The 15,155-nt window shown below is 60.8% G+C and carries 13 protein-coding genes and 1 tRNA gene; 11 read left to right on the top strand and 3 right to left on the bottom strand.

Going from position 1 to position 15,155, the window contains the following annotated elements:
• Window positions 1–13: 13 nt before the first annotated feature.
• The gene (gene phoR, locus AB4Z25_RS08025; protein ID WP_112538496.1) at window positions 14–1,234 is read right to left on the bottom strand and encodes a phosphate regulon sensor histidine kinase PhoR; all 1,221 of its coding nucleotides are present in this window, start codon (window positions 1,232–1,234) and stop codon (window positions 14–16) included.
• A gap of 237 nt (window positions 1,235–1,471) precedes the next feature.
• Between phoR and ppk2 the strand changes: the two genes are divergently transcribed.
• Both ppk2 and AB4Z25_RS08015 read left to right on the top strand, forming a co-directional pair.
• On the top strand, window positions 1,472–2,353 hold the full coding sequence (gene ppk2, locus AB4Z25_RS08020) for a polyphosphate kinase 2 (protein ID WP_112538495.1): 882 nt from the start codon (window positions 1,472–1,474) through the stop codon (window positions 2,351–2,353).
• Between the two features lie 9 nt (window positions 2,354–2,362).
• Window positions 2,363–2,788, top strand: coding sequence for a hypothetical protein (locus AB4Z25_RS08015; protein ID WP_112538494.1), 426 nt, complete (start codon window positions 2,363–2,365; stop codon window positions 2,786–2,788).
• A gap of 10 nt (window positions 2,789–2,798) precedes the next feature.
• On the opposite strand, the gene AB4Z25_RS08010 is transcribed toward AB4Z25_RS08015, so the two are convergent.
• Window positions 2,799–4,010 (bottom strand): regulator, encoded by a 1,212-nt coding sequence (locus AB4Z25_RS08010; protein WP_442207927.1) that lies wholly within the window; start codon window positions 4,008–4,010, stop codon window positions 2,799–2,801.
• A gap of 254 nt (window positions 4,011–4,264) precedes the next feature.
• On the opposite strand from AB4Z25_RS08010, the gene AB4Z25_RS08005 reads away from it, so the two are divergent.
• The 4 genes from AB4Z25_RS08005 (at window position 4,265) to AB4Z25_RS07990 (ending at window position 8,122) form a co-directional block, all read left to right on the top strand.
• Window positions 4,265–5,224: an NAD(P)H-dependent flavin oxidoreductase gene (locus AB4Z25_RS08005; protein ID WP_112538492.1), complete on the top strand. Its 960-nt coding sequence runs from the start codon at window positions 4,265–4,267 to the stop codon at window positions 5,222–5,224.
• Window positions 5,225–5,344: 120 nt separating this feature from the next.
• Window positions 5,345–5,420 (top strand) — tRNA-Thr (locus AB4Z25_RS08000).
• Between the two features lie 145 nt (window positions 5,421–5,565).
• Window positions 5,566–6,432, top strand: coding sequence for a hypothetical protein (locus tag AB4Z25_RS07995; protein ID WP_112538491.1), 867 nt, complete (start codon window positions 5,566–5,568; stop codon window positions 6,430–6,432).
• A 199-nt stretch (window positions 6,433–6,631) separates the two neighbouring features.
• Entirely contained in the window at window positions 6,632–8,122 is a 1,491-nt protein-coding gene (locus AB4Z25_RS07990) for an MDR family MFS transporter (protein ID WP_112538490.1), read from the top strand.
• 10 nt (window positions 8,123–8,132) lie between these two features.
• Here the strand turns inward: AB4Z25_RS07990 and AB4Z25_RS07985 are convergent, their stop codons facing one another.
• The gene (locus AB4Z25_RS07985; RefSeq protein WP_112514036.1) at window positions 8,133–9,029 is read right to left on the bottom strand and encodes a GntR family transcriptional regulator; all 897 of its coding nucleotides are present in this window, start codon (window positions 9,027–9,029) and stop codon (window positions 8,133–8,135) included.
• A gap of 231 nt (window positions 9,030–9,260) precedes the next feature.
• Between AB4Z25_RS07985 and AB4Z25_RS07980 the strand changes: the two genes are divergently transcribed.
• The 5 genes from AB4Z25_RS07980 (at window position 9,261) to AB4Z25_RS07960 (ending at window position 15,146) form a co-directional block, all read left to right on the top strand.
• Complete coding sequence (locus AB4Z25_RS07980) at window positions 9,261–10,763, top strand: altronate dehydratase family protein (RefSeq protein WP_112538489.1); 1,503 nt, start codon at window positions 9,261–9,263, stop codon at window positions 10,761–10,763.
• Between the two features lie 33 nt (window positions 10,764–10,796).
• Window positions 10,797–11,816: an aldo/keto reductase gene (locus AB4Z25_RS07975; protein WP_112538488.1), complete on the top strand. Its 1,020-nt coding sequence runs from the start codon at window positions 10,797–10,799 to the stop codon at window positions 11,814–11,816.
• Between the two features lie 9 nt (window positions 11,817–11,825).
• On the top strand, window positions 11,826–12,275 hold the full coding sequence (locus AB4Z25_RS07970) for an RbsD/FucU domain-containing protein (RefSeq protein WP_112538487.1): 450 nt from the start codon (window positions 11,826–11,828) through the stop codon (window positions 12,273–12,275).
• A gap of 210 nt (window positions 12,276–12,485) precedes the next feature.
• Window positions 12,486–13,472 carry an ABC transporter substrate-binding protein gene (locus tag AB4Z25_RS07965; RefSeq protein ID WP_112385335.1) on the top strand — a complete coding sequence of 329 codons (987 nt, stop codon included), beginning with the start codon at window positions 12,486–12,488 and terminating at the stop codon, window positions 13,470–13,472.
• Between the two features lie 120 nt (window positions 13,473–13,592).
• A complete protein-coding gene (locus AB4Z25_RS07960; RefSeq protein WP_112385334.1) occupies window positions 13,593–15,146 on the top strand; it encodes a sugar ABC transporter ATP-binding protein in 1,554 nt (517 codons plus the stop codon).
• The last annotated feature ends 9 nt before the right edge of the window (window positions 15,147–15,155 follow it).

Here is a 15,155-nt window from a genome sequence, read left to right as displayed (position 1 = left end):
TTGAGGCTTTATGTCAAAACCGCACCGTAAAGGCCGTTCCCTTGCCAACCTCGGACTTGACGATCAGCCGTGCACGATGGCGCGTGAGGATGTGCTTTACGATCGCAAGCCCCAGGCCGGTGCCCTTTTTCGACCGGCTGTCCTCGATGCTGACGCGGTAAAAGCGCTCGGTCAGGCGCGGAACATGCTCTGCCGGAATGCCCGGCCCCTTGTCAGCGACGGTAACTTCAACCGGCTGTCCGGACCCGTTCTTGACCGTCACATCGACGGCCTTGCCTTCCTGGCCATATTTGCAGGCGTTTTCGATCAGGTTCTCGAAGACCTGCACCAGTTCGTCGCGATCTCCGAGCACCTCCGCCTGGCCTTCCGGCAGATGAAGGTTGATCTCGACGCCGACATCCTTGGCCAGCGGGGCGAGCGAATCCCGGACATGGCCGAGCAAGGGGACAAGATCGACCTTTTCATCCGGCGCGATATGCGACTTCAGCTCGAGACGCGACAGAGACAATAGATCATCAACCAGCCGGCTCATGCGCGTCGTCTGGTCGAACATGATGCCGAGGAAGCGCTCCTGCGCCTTCGCGTCATTCTTTGCCGGCCCCTGAATGGTCTCGATGAAACCGCGCAGGGAGGCGAGCGGCGTGCGCAGTTCATGGCTGGCATTGGCCACGAAATCCGAGCGCATGCGGTCGATGCGACGCACCTCGGAAATATCGCGGAAGGACAGGATGAAGAAATGCTCGGCATTTTCGCCACCGCCGAGATCGATCGGCGCGCTGCGTACGATATAGACCCGCTCGGAGGGAAGCCGTTCGGAATGCTCGATCTGGTTCGGCGCGTTGGTGACGATGGTTTCGCGCACCATGTCGAGAATGCCGGGCGAACGGAGACGAGCGGAAATATGGGCGCCGATGATCATCTCGCCGAAGGCCTTCTCGGCCGCCCGGTTCTGGAACAGCACCGAGGCATCACCCGAGAGGACCATGACGGGAATATCCAGTCCGGCAAGCGTTGCCGAGACCTCCGGCAGACGGCTTTTCGGCGCTTCCGGTTCAGGAACGGGCAGCTCGGCGAGCTTCGCCTGCACGGCAGGCTCGGCATTCATGACGACAACAAGCAGCATAAGGGCAACAAGGGCCAGCACGCCCCATTTGTTCATGCCTGCCGCCAGCGCTACCATTCCGATGACGAGCGCAGCCAGAAGCACCGGCCGCTCCTGCCTAATGCGGGCCATCAGCCCCGATGTCCACGGCGTTTCCTCTTCCACGTGCCCCTCGCCCGCATCGGGTCCTGTTTATCGCTTCAAACTCTGCCTGATAGCGCTGATTCATGACAGAAGTTTTCGGCTGCGGCCACCAGCCGCGAAAGCCGCCGTGGAAACACACAGCTTTTTTCCAAGTTCAGCGAGAGATTTGATTTTTCACACGAAATATGATCGCCTGCTCAAAAGCCGACTTTGCTGGAGGAAATCATGGGCGAGGATGTCGAAAGCCGCGCAGTCGAACTGGAGATCAGGGGCAAGAAGCGTGTCTTCGACGTCGATGATCCGGTCCTGCCCGATTGGATCAGCGACAACGCGCTCGAATCCGGCGACTTTCCCTACAAGAAGAAGCTCAAGGAAGAGGACTACCTCGAAGACCTTGAGAAGCTGCAGATCGAACTGGTCAAGGTGCAGTTTTGGCTGCAGGCGACCGGCAAGCGGGTGATGGCGCTCTTCGAGGGCCGCGATGCCGCCGGCAAGGGCGGCGCGATTTCCGCTTCGTCTGCCCGCATGAACCCACGCCTCGCCCGCGTCGTCGCGCTGGCGAAACCGACGGAACGCGAAGCCGGACAATGGTATTTCCAGCGCTATATCAGCCAGTTTCCCACGGCCGGCGAATTCGTGCTCTTCGACCGCTCCTGGTATAACCGCGCCGGTGTCGAACCGGTCATGGGTTTCTGCACGCCGAAGCAGTACGAGGATTTCCTGGAACAGGCGCCGCAACTTGAGAAGGTGATTGCCCACGAGGGCATTCACTTCTTCAAGTTCTATCTGGATATCGGCCGCGAAATGCAGCTGAAGCGCTTTCACGACCGCAGACACGACCCGCTCAAGGTTTGGAAGCTATCGTCCATGGATATCGCGGCACTGACGAAATGGGCCGACTACAGCGACAAGCGCGACCGGATGCTGAAAGCGACGCATACCGAATTCGCGCCCTGGACCGTCATCCGCGCCAACGACAAGCGGAGAGCACGGATCAACCTGCTTCGCCACATGCTGAAGACGATGGACTACGACGGCAAGGACAAGAGCGCGCTCGGCGAACTCGACGAGAAGATCATCGGCTCGGGTCCCGGCTTTCTGAAATAGGATGGGTTAATGCGGCCTGCAGCGGCGATCGGCGGATTTTTGACGGTATTTGGGCTCGCCGCACAGGCACATGCCTGCGTGCTGCTGCAGGATGTTGATTACAGCGTGCTCTATCGCTCAGATACGATCGTCAGGGCGAAAGTTGTCGGCTACCAGAGCCGTCCGGAGCAGAAGGACGCGCTCTTCCGTCTTGAGATCGAGCAGGTGCTCACCGGCAAGAGCGTCGAGCCTCATATCATCGAGGCGCGCTGGGAGCGGAAATACAAACCGGCGCCGCAGATCTGGGACGGCTATACCAACGTGATCGTCGGCCTGCGGCTTTCCGGCGGGGCACCGGCGCAGATCGTTCGTGAAAGCTGCGGCTTCGACGGTATCGTCGAGGATACGCCGCAGGACCTCTCGATCCTGCTCAGCCAGGCACCCGCCGGCAGCTGATCGAGCCCGCTTATTGCCCGGGCAAGATACGCACCGCGTAGAGATTGATCCCGCGGGCCCTGCCATCGACATCGCTGTTGATCAGCAGCTTGCCATCAGAGCTCGGCGCAAGAGAGCGGTCGAACCTGACCTGCAGCAGCGCATCCGACTTTTCCCGCGTGACGCTGAAACGGTGACGGGCGCAGTTCCCAAGCGTCTGGAAATCGCATTCGACGGTGATCTGCGTCGGCTCGTCGGTGGTCGATTGCAGAGTGATGGCGATGGTCGACGACTTTCCGGCGAGCTGCTGCAGCACGGCGGCGGGCACGGTGATGCCGATATTGCCGTCGGCGCCGTTGCTCTGCGAAATCAGCCGGACGGCAGCCGCATCGTTCTCCATGACGTTTTCCGTATGCGCCTGCGCACCATTGGCGATCTTGCTGGCATCGGATGGCTTGAAGACCTCGATCCATTCGGCCGAGAAGCTGTTCTGCGGGTCGATGGTTACAGGCTCGTCGGTGTGGCTACCTGAATTATCTGCCGTCTCGTTCTGGCTGCCGTCGAAATCCTCAGGCTGGGTGCTGGCGGGCGGATTGGCAACGCTGGTATCGCGCTCCGCGGCCGTCAGCAGCAGGCCTGACTTATGCGCCCACCAGGCCCCCATGCCGATAAAGGCGATCAGCACGCACCAGACCAGAAGCCTGGAGAAAAACTTGCGCGGCTTTCGGCGCTTGGCCGCCCCTTCCGGGCGGAAATCCATATTGCCGGGAGCCGCAGCCTTGGCCGCCGGACGTGGTTCGGCGGCAAAGCCTTCCTCAGCAGCGGGTGCAGCACCCAGGTGATCGGAAGCACCGGCATGCACGCCGTCGAGGCTCGCATCGTCATAGGCGCTGCGTGGCTCTTCGGCATGGCGGGTCTCGCCTGCCAGTTCCGGCGCGGCCGCCTCAGGCGACGGAGCTTCATGATGATAGGGTTCGGGCACTTCGACAACAGGCGGCACCGGCACTTCCGGCGGCCCTTGGCGCGGATGCATACGCTCGCGCTCTTCGGCCTCGATCATGTGGATCGTCGTCTCAAGCCGGTGACGGTGGTGCGCGACAGCATCGCGGTCGGTGACGTCCTGCTTGCGCAGCCCTGCCTCCAGCGCCTGGCGCGCGGACTGATAGATTCTGGCGCGGATCTCTGGATTGTCGCGATCGGAATTGCCAAGCGCCGTTCTGATGGCCGTTTCTAATCCGCTCACGTGCGATCCTTCACTCTTGAAACCGGCATTCCGCTCAAATCTTTACAAATGCCTAACAAAATCCGGTAGCGGCAACAGCGCCAAACCGCAAGCCTCCGGCGCGCCACCCGGCCGATCGGCAGGGGAAAACGCCGCCTTTCAGAATATCCGAAAATCGCAAAATCGGTAGCCTGCCCAGTTGGGTGGCCTTTTCGGCGCAATGGAACTCTGTTATCAAATTGACGCTTCCGTAAACGTCAATTGATGGTGACCTCATGGCCCTGCCCGAAATCCTGACGAAGAACCTGCGACTCCCGGTCGTGGCCTCGCCGCTGTTCATCATCTCGCATCCGGCGCTGACACTGGCGCAATGCAAGGCAGGCGTCATCGGCGCGTTTCCGGCGCTCAACGCCAGGCCGGAAAGCCAGCTCGACGAATGGCTGGCGATGATCACCGAGGATCTTGCCGCCCACAATGCCGCCAATCCGGACAGGCCTGCCGCGCCGTTTGCGGTCAACCAGATCGTCCATATGTCGAACAAGCGGCTGGAGCACGACCTGATGCTCTGCGTGAAATACAAGGTACCCGTCGTCATTTCCTCGCTCGGCGCCGTGCCGGAGGTGAATGCCGCCGTGCATTCCTATGGCGGCATCGTGCTGCATGACGTGATCAACAACCGCCACGCCAACTCGGCGATCCGCAAGGGCGCCGACGGGCTGATTGCGGTCGCTGCCGGCGCCGGCGGCCATGCGGGCACGCTTTCGCCCTTCGCCCTCATCCAGGAAATCCGTGAGTGGTTCGACGGGCCGCTGCTGCTGGCCGGTGCCATCGCCAATGGCGGGGCGATCCTGGCGGCCCAGGCGATGGGCGCCGACATGGCTTATATCGGCACCCCCTTCATCGCCACCGAGGAGGCCCGGGCGACCGAGGCCTACAAGCAGGCAATCGTCGAAGGGGCGGCCAACGACATCGTCTATTCGAACTATTTTACCGGCGTGCACGGCAATTATCTGAAGCCATCGGTAAAATCCGCAGGCCTCGACCCCGACAACCTGCCCGTCGCCGATCCCTCGAAGATGGATTTCGAACAGGCAGTCGGCGGCGCCAAGGCCTGGAAGGATATCTGGGGCAGCGGCCAGGGCATCGGCGCCATCAAGGCTGTCGAGCCGGTTGCCAAGCTCGTCGATCGCCTCGACAGCGAATACCGTGCCGCCCGCGCCCGCCTCAGCCTCTAGGACGATTTCCACAGCGCCGGTCTTTTTTGCCAAAGCCGCCAGACGGCGCTTGAAATCTTCAAACAATGGCTGTATCAGCGCCATGCAAATCGCGGGCCGCCTGGTTCGGCCGCACGGATTGCCGCTTTAGCTCAGGTGGTAGAGCACATCATTCGTAATGATGGGGTCGCAGGTTCGAGTCCTGCAAGCGGCACCATTTGCTTTTCCCAACCGTTTCGATACCGCTAAAAACACAGCCTATGGCTTTGTTAAGCTTTTTCATAGTTGCGCAATGATTGAAATACATGGTTAACCCTTGATTGATATCGTTTCCTCCAGTTGTGATTTGGGGGATAGTTTCCATGAAAGGTTTGGCTGCCGCGGTTTTGGCGTCGGCGTTTTCGGTCGTTGGTGTTCACGGGGCGATGGCTGCCGATCTGGCGCCTAACGATCTGATGATCCCGAAGTTTCTGCTCGATGAACCGGAAAAAGTACCGGCAACGGCGAGCCGGTTTACCGGATATATCGAAGGGGGCTTCGAGACCGGCACATCGCGCGACACCGAGCTCGACAGCCGCTCGTGGCGGTTGCGCGGATCGATGAATGCGAGCTCCGACACCGGGCTCAACCTGCAGGCCGATGCCGATTACGCGCATTCCTATCTCCAGGACTACGGCTGGAACGACAATATCGGCGGCACGCTGCATGTCTATTACCGGCCCGACGGCAACTATGCGTTCGGCGTCTTCGGCCAGACCGGGCGATTTGAATCGCGCTTCCTGCCGGATACGACCGCACGCGACTATCTCGGCGGCCTGGAAGCCGCATGGCTCGGCACCGACATGACCATCTATGGTCAGGCCGGTCTCGGCACGACCGATATCGGCGGCTTCGACTATGATCACTATGCCGGCCGTGTCGGGATGCGCTACTTCTTCACAGACAATATCCGCGCCGATTTCGAAGCTGCATTCGACCGCTACCAGGATGACGTCGAGACGGCCGATATCTGGAAGATCTCCGCGATCGGCAACTACCGGCCGGATGGCACGCCGGTCTCCTTCTATGCGGGCTACCGCTTCGAGCATGCCAAGCTCACTGTCGACGACTTCGGAAGCGACAGCGACATCTCCAACAACTTCCTTGTCGGCATGCGCTATCACTTCGGCTCGACCAGCCTGAAGGACGAAGAGAGCAACGGCCCAATATGGCGCGGAGCGTCGTTCTAGGCAGAAACGGGATGACCATGACCGCCGCAGCGAAAGCATCGCTGCGGCGGTTTTGCGTTGTGTAACCGGAAGGATAATTGGCTTTACAGAGCCCGCAGCAAGGGCCTAAAAACCAAAGCAGCACTTCGCGCCGGCGCTTGCCCCTTTCTGCCGAGCCGCCTTCGATGACGGCATAGCGAAGCATCCTGAAAGGTAAGTCATGTCTGATACGGCCCAGCGCTCGAACCGCGTTCTCGTTGTCGCGACCATCATGTTTGCCACCTTCATGGTGGCGATCGAAGCCACGATCGTGGCGACCGCCATGCCGCGCATCGTCGGCCAGCTCGGCGGTTTCAGCTATTACAGCTGGGTATTTTCGGCCTTCCTGCTGGCGCAATCGACGACCACCGTCATCTACGGCAAGCTCTCCGACATCTTCGGCCGCAAGCCGGTACTGATCGGCGGCATCGTGGTGTTCCTGATCGGCTCGCTGCTTTGCGGCTTTGCCTGGTCGATGACCTCGCTGATCGTCTTCCGCCTGCTGCAAGGCCTCGGCGCAGGCGCCATCCAGCCGGTGACGATGACGATCATCGGCGACCTCTTCAAGCTCGAGGAACGCGGGCGTGTCCAGGGCATCATGGCAACGGTGTGGGCAACCTCGGCGGTGGTCGGGCCTCTCGCCGGCGGCGTCATCGTCGACAATATATCCTGGGCCTGGATCTTCTGGATCAATCTGCCGATCGGCATCTTCTCGATCATCGCTTTCTCGCTGTTCCTGAAGGAAACCGTGGCGCACAAGGAGGCCAGCATCGACTATCTCGGCGCGATCCTGTTTTCGATCGCCATCATCGCCGTGCTGGTGATCCTGACCGAGACGGATGCCAGCGCCTGGATCCTGCTCTCGCTCGCCGCCGTCTTCGTCATTTCAGGCGCCCTGTTCTTCTGGCAGGAGAAGCGGACGCCCGAGCCGATCATCTCGATCGCGCTGTGGAGCCGGCGTCTCGTCGCGACGAGCAATATCTGCATGCTGCTGGCCGGGATGGCGCTGATCGGGCTTTCCACCATTCTCCCTGTCTATATTCAGGGCGTGCTTGGCCGCTCGCCGATCGTGGCCGGTTTCACGCTGACCATGCTGGTTGTCGGGTGGCCGCTGTCGGTGATGATGTCGAGCAAGCTTTTCAAGGCCTTCGGCATTCGCAACACACTGCGCTTCGGCAGCCTACTGTTTCCGTTCGGTGCGCTTTTCCTGCTGTTCCTGACGCCGGACAGCTCACCGATCGTTGCCGGTGCCGGCTCGTTCTTCATGGGCTTCGGCATGGGCCTCATCAACCTCACCAGCATTGCGCTGGTTCAGGACAGCGTCGAATGGTCGATGCGCGGCAGCGCCACGGCCTCGATCATCTTCGCCCGCAGCCTCGGCAACACGCTGGGCGCCACCGTGCTCGGGGCGATCCTCAATGCCGGTATCAATCACTATGCCAGCGGCGACACCGCCGAAAACCTGCACAACGTCCTGAACCAGCCGACCGGTCTAACCGAACTCGCAGGCGATCCCGTTGTGCGCGGCATCTTCGATGCGTCTCTGCACTGGAGCTTCTGGGGTATCGTCGTGGTGGCGGTGATGACGCTGGTTTCGACCTGGCTCATCCCGGTCGGCGATCATCGCCGCAAGACGACGAGTGTTTCCGCCAGCGAAGCGGCATCGCACTAAAAGTAAAAGGTCAGACTTCGGCCGGATTCTGCGGCAGTGATTGCAGCAGGGTCTGACGGGCAGAGCGCAGGTGCAGGCGGGCCGAGAAATCGATCTGCGCCTGATCGCCGGATTCCAGCGCGGCGATGTAATCGAGATGTTCGTGAATGGCGCGCTCGTTGCGCTGGCGGGCCGCCGCCTTGTTCCACTGGTAGTGATAGTGGAAGACGATGGCGATGGCATCGTAGAAATCGGCGATGAAGCGGTTCTTCGAAGCGCGGTGGATCAGCAGGTGGAAGCGCTCGTCGAGTGCCGAGAACTCCTTATAGCGGCGATCCATGTCGGCAAGCACATCGAGATGGTCCTGCTTGATGACGGCCAGATGCTGCCAAGCGGCATGGTCCTTCGGAAGACGGCCGAAATCGGCAGCCGAGTGCAGCTCGAACATCTCGCGCACATCGGCGAGCTCCAGCGCGAATTCGCGGGTGAAGCCCTTCAATATCCAATGGCTGTTCGGACGCTTCTCGATCAGCCCGAAACGGGAGAAGCGGATCAGGAATTCCCGAACGCTTGTCGTCCCGGTACCGATCTCGCGGGCGAGCTCCAGCTCGTTGATCTGCATGCCGGGTGCGGCGTCATCCGAGAGGATGCGCTGCATGAAGCTGCGCTCGATGATGTCATGCAGCGAGTCCGTTTCCTCGGACGGGAAAAGATCCTTGGCGGTCGGCGCCCTGAGCACGATCTTCTGGCGCTTGTTCCAGCGGATGATCCCCTCGTCGCTCAGGCGGGTCAGGATCGCCCGCGCGGTGCTGCGGCTGATGCCCAGCTGGGCGGCAATTTCGGGCTCCGACGGCAGCGCGGCATCCGGACGCAGTGCGGCCGCATACCTGTTGTACGCTTCCTTGAAGACGGTATTCTGTCTTGCCATGCCACCCCGCTCCTTCCCGTGCGCCGAGACCCTGCACGCGATCGTGCGGCCAGTGCGCCGGGGGCTTATCCATTGCAATCCTTATATTATTCTGGATTGCTTGCGGCTGTTTGCCTCCCTCGTCCACAGGAACAATATTCCCGTTGACTTCAAAATGTTTATTGTAGATAAAAAACAAAATCAATGCGCATTTCGCCAATGCAGCGAGCGTTTTCCTCAGGGAGAAGACAATTGGACAAACTTCCTTGGCTCATCCTTTCGGCCGGAGATAATGTCGCCGTCGCCACGTCGGCCATCGAGCCCGGAGCCATTGTTGCCGGCGTTGCCGCACGGCAGAAAATCGACCCGGGCCACAAGGTTGCGATCGCCGACATCCCGCTTGGCACGCCCGTTGTCAAGTATGGCCAGGCGATCGGACGCACGACCGCGGAGGTAAAGGCGGGCGACCACGTCCATAGCCACAATCTGCATTTCGAAAACGACCGTCTGGCAGCGACCGCCAATTCCGCGCCGGAAGCGGCGACAGCGGAAGACAAGGCCCGCACCTTCATGGGTTACAAGCGTGCCGATGGCCGCTCCGCGACCCGCAATTACATCGGCATTATTGCCAGCGTGAACTGTTCCACCACCGTCTGCCGCGCCATTGCAGACGAGGCAAACCGGACGATCCTGCCGCATTACGAAGGCATCGACGGCTTCGTGCCGATCGTTCACGACCAGGGCTGCGGCATGAGTTCGACCGGCGACGGCATGGCCGTTTTGCACCGCACGCTTGCCGGCTATACGCGCCACGTCAATTTCGGCGGCGTACTGATGATCGGCCTCGGCTGCGAGGTCAACCAGCTGACGCTTTACGGCCAGAGCGGTGCCGGTGACACCAAGCGACACTTCAATATTCAGGATGCCGGTGGCTCGCGCCGCGCCGTCGAGCGCGCCATGGGCATGCTGCGCGAGATCGCCGCCGATGTCGGTAGGGAACGCCGCGTGGCACTGCCGATCAGCGACATCATCATCGGCCTGCAGTGTGGCGGCTCGGACGGCTTCTCCGGGATCACCGCCAATCCGGCGCTCGGCGTCGCGGCTGATCTGCTGGCGGCAGCCGGCGGCACGCCCATTCTTTCGGAAACCTCGGAAATCTACGGTGCCGAACATCTGCTACGAAGCCGTGCCGTCAGCGACGAAGTAGCAAGGAAGCTCGACGAGAAAATCGTCTGGTGGGAGAAATATGTCGGCCTGCATGGCGCATCGCTCGACAACAATCCCTCGCCCGGCAACAAGCGCGGCGGCCTGACAACCATTCTCGAAAAGTCGCTCGGCGCCGTCGCCAAGGGCGGGCGCTCACCGTTGACAGCTGTCTACGGCTACGCCGAGCGCGTCACGGCGCCAGGTCTCGTCTTCATGGATACGCCCGGCTACGACCCGGTTTCGGCAACCGGCCAAGTCGCCGGCGGCGCCAACATGATCGCCTTCACGACGGGACGCGGCAGCTGCTTCGGCTGTCGTCCCGCTCCATCGCTGAAGCTGTCGAGCAATTCGGCGCTCTATGCGGCGATGGAAGAGGACATGGACATCGACTGCGGCACGATCGCATCAGGTGACGCGACGATCTCGGGCAAGGGCCGCGAGATCTTCGAGCTCATCATTAACACCGCATCGGGCAAGAAGACCAAGAGCGAAGAGTTCGGCTACGGCGATAACGAATTCGTGCCGTGGCATCTTGGAGCAACGCTCTAATATACAGACAGACAAGTCTTCAGAGGAGGAATGATGAAGACGAGGAGGATCGGCAAGACGGATCTGCAGGTGACCGAAATCAGCTTCGGTGCTGCAGCTCTCGGCGGCCTCTACCGCGCCTGCCCGCGCGAGCAGGCAATGGACACGCTGGATGCGGCCTGGAGTGCCGGTATCCGCTATTTCGACGTGGCGCCCTGGTATGGTCTCGGGCTCGCCGAGCGCACTGTCGGCGATTTCCTGCGGGCGAAGCCGGAAGCCGAGTACGTGCTGTCGACCAAGGTCGGCCGCCTGCTGCGGCCAGTGCCGACCGGCACCGTGCCCGATTACAGTTATGTCGATCCGCTCTCCTTCGATGCGGACTATGACTATTCCTATGACGGCATCATGCGCTCGGTCGATTTCAGCTATGCGCGGCTTGGTCTCAATCGCATCGACATTCTCTATGTGCACGATATCGGCGGCTATACGCATGGCGCCGCGAAGAATGCCGTCCACCTGAAGCAGTTCCTCGACAGCGGCATCAAGGCGCTGGAGCGGCTGAAATCGAGCGGCGCCATCAAAGCTTTCGGCCTTGGTGTCAACGAAGTGCCGGTTTGCCTCGACGTGATGCGCAATGCCGATATCGATGTGATCCTGATGGCCGGGCGCTATACGCTGCTCGACCGTTCCGCTGTGGCCGAGCTCATTCCGCTCTGCCAGCAGAAGGGCACGAGCCTTGTGGTCGGCGGCGTCTTCAATTCGGGGATCCTTGCGACCGGGCCAGTCCCTGGCGCGCATTTCGACTATATGGCGCCGACGCCTGATGTTGTTGCCAAGGTGACCGCGATGGAAGATATCGCCAAGCGCCATGGTGTTCCGCTTGCCGCGCCCGCGCTGCAATTTCCGCTTCGCGATTCATTCGTCTCATCGGTGCTGATCGGCACGGCCAGGGCATCCAGCCTCAAGCGTAACATGCAGCTCTTCGAGCCGCGCCTGCCCGACAGCATCTTCCCGGAATTCGAAAGCCAGACACTCGTTGCCAAGCCATTGGGCAGCGATGCCGTTCGTATGTAGGAGCCACGCATGCTTAAGGGTATCCACCCCGTCCTCAGCCCCGACCTGCTTCTGGCGATCGCCAGAATGGGACATGGCGACGAGATCGTCATTGCCGACGCCAACTTCCCGTCCGCCAGCATGGGCCCGGAGATGATCCGCGCCGACGGCGTGAGCGCCACCGATATGGCCGAGGCGATCCTGACTCATTTCCCGCTCGACACTTTCGTGCCGGAAAGCGCATGGCGCATGGAAGTCGTCGGTGACGCGGCAGCGGTGCCCGAGGTCTGCGCCGAGTTCCAGGCGATCGTCGATCGCAAGGCGGGTGACAGCTTCCGCATCGCCACGCTGGAGCGCTTCGCCTTCTACGAACGGTCGCGCAAGGCCGCCTATATTGTCGCGACAACCGAATTCCGGCTCTATGGCAATCTGATCCTGAAGAAGGGCGTCGTCCTTCCCGAAGAGGTCTATCGCGGCTGACGGCAATTTTAGAGTATCTTTGAATTGATGGAAAAACATAAGCTTAAGGAGGATTGAAGGAAGCGAAAAAGGCGAAATTGCCCCACTTGCAATTTCAAAAAGCCTCAGCTAGCTTCATCCGGCAAATGTTTTTTATCGATAAAAATCGTCCGCCGGCGTTCAGCGGTCTGGTTTTCTGGAGGAGAACGCAACTTGGGAGGAGAACCCACAATGAGCATGAAGTCCATCCTTTCCCGCCGGGCGTTTAGCGCTCTCGCAGGTGCAGCCTTTATCGCAACGGCAATGCCGATGCCGTCCTTCGCTGCCGAAGTGACGATCCCGATCATCGTCAAGGACACCACGTCCTTCTACTGGCAGATCGTTCTGGCCGGCGCCCGCAAGGCCGGTACCGATCTCGGCGTCAAGGTGCCGGAACTCGGCGCGCAGTCTGAATCCGACGTCAACGGCCAGATCAGCATTCTCGAAAACGCTGTTGCCGGCAAGCCGGCCGCTGTCGTCATCTCGCCGACCGAATTCAAGGCGCTCGGCAAGCCGATCGACGAAGCTGCCAAGTCCGTTCCGATCATCGGTATCGACTCCGGCGCTGACTCCAAGGCCTTCAAGTCGTTCCTGACCACCGACAACACCCAGGGCGGCCGCATCGCTGCTGACGGTCTTGCCGCTGCCATCAAGGGCGCCACCGGCAAGGAAGAAGGCGAAATCGCCATCATCACCAGCATTGCAGGTGCAGGTTCGCTCGAACAGCGCCGCGAAGGCTTCCTCGATCAGGTCAAGACCAAGTATCCGGGCCTGAAGGTGATCGCCGACAAGTATGCTGACGGACAGGCAACCACCGGCCTCAACATGATGACCGACCTCATCACTGCCAACCCGAACATCGTTGGCGTTTTCGCGTCCAACCTGATCATGGCACAGGGCGTCGGCCAGGCGATTGCTGAAAACAAGCTCGGCGACAAGGTCAAGGTCATCGGCTTCGACAGCGACGACAAGACCGTCGGCTTCCTGAAGGACGGCGCACTGGCCGGTCTCGTGGTGCAGGACCCCTATCGCATGGGTTACGACGGCATCAAGACCGCACTCGCCGTCTCCAAGGGTGAGAAGGTCGAACAGAACGTCGACACCGGCGCCAACCTGGTCACCAAGGCCAACATGGCAGAGCCGAAGATCGACGCTCTTCTGAACCCGAAGATCAAGTAATCTTCAGCCGGGGCCGCGCGTAAGAAATTCCGCGCGGCCTTTTCTTCACCTGTGTTATCGTCCGCGTGGGAGCGCGGAACCTGGGTGGAGAAACAGGAATTCGTATGGGAGGAGAGGTCCATGGACGGACTGGAAGAGGTCAGTCATCGCCACGATGACAGTGCCACGCTGAAAGAGGCAAGCCGTATTCCGGCAGGTTCGCCCATCCTGGAACTCAAGGGATTGCAGAAGAATTACGGCTACGTCCAGGCGCTGAAACCAGCGACGGTGACATTCCTGGCCGGTGAAATTCACGCGATCGTCGGCGAAAACGGCGCCGGAAAATCCACCCTCATCAAGCTTCTGACTGGGGTCATCACCCGCACGGCAGGTGAAATTCTCTGGTGTGGCCACCCGGTCGGCCTGTCGTCGCCGAACGAGGCGATTGCCCGCGGCATCAACGCCGTTCACCAGGAAGTGGTGCTCTGCCCGCACCTGACTGTTGCCGCCAACCTCTTCCTCGGCGACGAGGTCAACCAATTCGGCCTGATGCGCAAGAAGCAGATGGTCAACATGGCCCAGACCGTGCTCGACGATCTCGGCTTCGGACTGCCCGCCAATGCCCTTCTCAGCGATCTGACCATCGGCCAGCAGCAGCTTGTGGCGACCGCGCGGGCCGCGATGCGCGGCACGCAGTTCCTGATCTTCGACGAACCGACGGCCTATCTGACACGCCAGGAATCGGCGCAGCTCTTCAAGCTGATCCGAAGGCTGCAGGCTGAAGGCGTGACGATCGTCTATATCAGCCACCGCATGGAAGAAGTGTTCGAGCTCGCAGACCGCGTTTCGGTGCTGCGCGACGGAACCCATGTTGGCACACGCCTGATCGGCGAGACCAACGAGAACGAGTTGATCGCGCTGATGATCAACCGCTCGATCGAGCAGATCTATCACAAGGAAGAAATCGCGATCGGCGAGACGATCGTCGAAGTCCGCGGCCTATCAGGCCCGGGTTTCGAGGACATATCGCTCAGCGTCAAGGCGGGACAGATCGTAGGCCTCTATGGCCTCATCGGCGCCGGCCGCAGCGAATTCGCACTCGGGCTCTACGGCCGGGAAAAGACCACATCGGGTGAAATTCACTGGATGGGCAAGAAGGTCGACATCAAGAACGAGCGCGCAGCCATGGATCTCGGCATCGCACTGGCGCCGGAAAGCCGCCGCGACCAGGGGCTCTGCCTCAACCTGCCGATCGGCCTCAATATCAACCTGCCTGTCTTCAAGCGGCTGAGCAGCGGCCCCGTCATCAATCATACCGTCGAGACAGCGAACGCCGACAAGCAGATCCGCGATCTCAGCATCAAGACGCCAAGCCGCCGCGTGAATGCATCCAGCATGTCCGGCGGCAACCAGCAGAAGATCGTCATCGGCAAGTGGCTGAGCCACGGCGCGCGGCTGTTCATCTTCGACGAGCCGACGGTCGGCGTCGATGTCGGTACCAAGGCGGAAATCTACCGGCTCTTTGCCAAGCTATTGAAGGAAGGCGCGGGCATCATCCTGATCTCCTCCTACCTGCCTGAAGTCTATGAGCTTGCCGACCGGCTGCATGTGTTCCGCGGCGGCAAGCTTGTTGCCAGCCATGATTTCCACGCAGCGTCGCATGAAGAAGTGCTTGGCGAAGCGATCGGCGTCTGAGCAAGAAGA

This window comes from Rhizobium sp. RAF36, assembly GCF_052114105.1.
Taxonomy (GTDB): domain Bacteria; phylum Pseudomonadota; class Alphaproteobacteria; order Rhizobiales; family Rhizobiaceae; genus Rhizobium.
Note: the sequence above shows the minus strand (reverse complement) of the source record. Positions and strands in the feature narration are given on the sequence as shown.

Excerpts from the sequence above, each read along its gene's own strand:
- phoR (WP_112538496.1), bottom strand. The coding sequence starts at position 1,234 with ATGGCCCGCATTAGGCAGGAGCGGCCGGTGCTTCTGGCTGCGCTCGTC.
- ppk2 (WP_112538495.1), top strand. The coding sequence starts at position 1,472 with ATGGGCGAGGATGTCGAAAGCCGCGCAGTCGAACTGGAGATCAGGGGC.
- AB4Z25_RS08015 (WP_112538494.1), top strand. The coding sequence starts at position 2,363 with ATGCGGCCTGCAGCGGCGATCGGCGGATTTTTGACGGTATTTGGGCTC.
- AB4Z25_RS08005 (WP_112538492.1), top strand. The coding sequence starts at position 4,265 with ATGGCCCTGCCCGAAATCCTGACGAAGAACCTGCGACTCCCGGTCGTG.
- AB4Z25_RS07995 (WP_112538491.1), top strand. The coding sequence starts at position 5,566 with ATGAAAGGTTTGGCTGCCGCGGTTTTGGCGTCGGCGTTTTCGGTCGTT.
- AB4Z25_RS07990 (WP_112538490.1), top strand. The coding sequence starts at position 6,632 with ATGTCTGATACGGCCCAGCGCTCGAACCGCGTTCTCGTTGTCGCGACC.
- AB4Z25_RS07985 (WP_112514036.1), bottom strand. The coding sequence starts at position 9,029 with ATGGCAAGACAGAATACCGTCTTCAAGGAAGCGTACAACAGGTATGCG.
- AB4Z25_RS07975 (WP_112538488.1), top strand. The coding sequence starts at position 10,797 with ATGAAGACGAGGAGGATCGGCAAGACGGATCTGCAGGTGACCGAAATC.
- AB4Z25_RS07970 (WP_112538487.1), top strand. The coding sequence starts at position 11,826 with ATGCTTAAGGGTATCCACCCCGTCCTCAGCCCCGACCTGCTTCTGGCG.
- AB4Z25_RS07965 (WP_112385335.1), top strand. The coding sequence starts at position 12,486 with ATGAGCATGAAGTCCATCCTTTCCCGCCGGGCGTTTAGCGCTCTCGCA.
- AB4Z25_RS07960 (WP_112385334.1), top strand. The coding sequence starts at position 13,593 with ATGGACGGACTGGAAGAGGTCAGTCATCGCCACGATGACAGTGCCACG.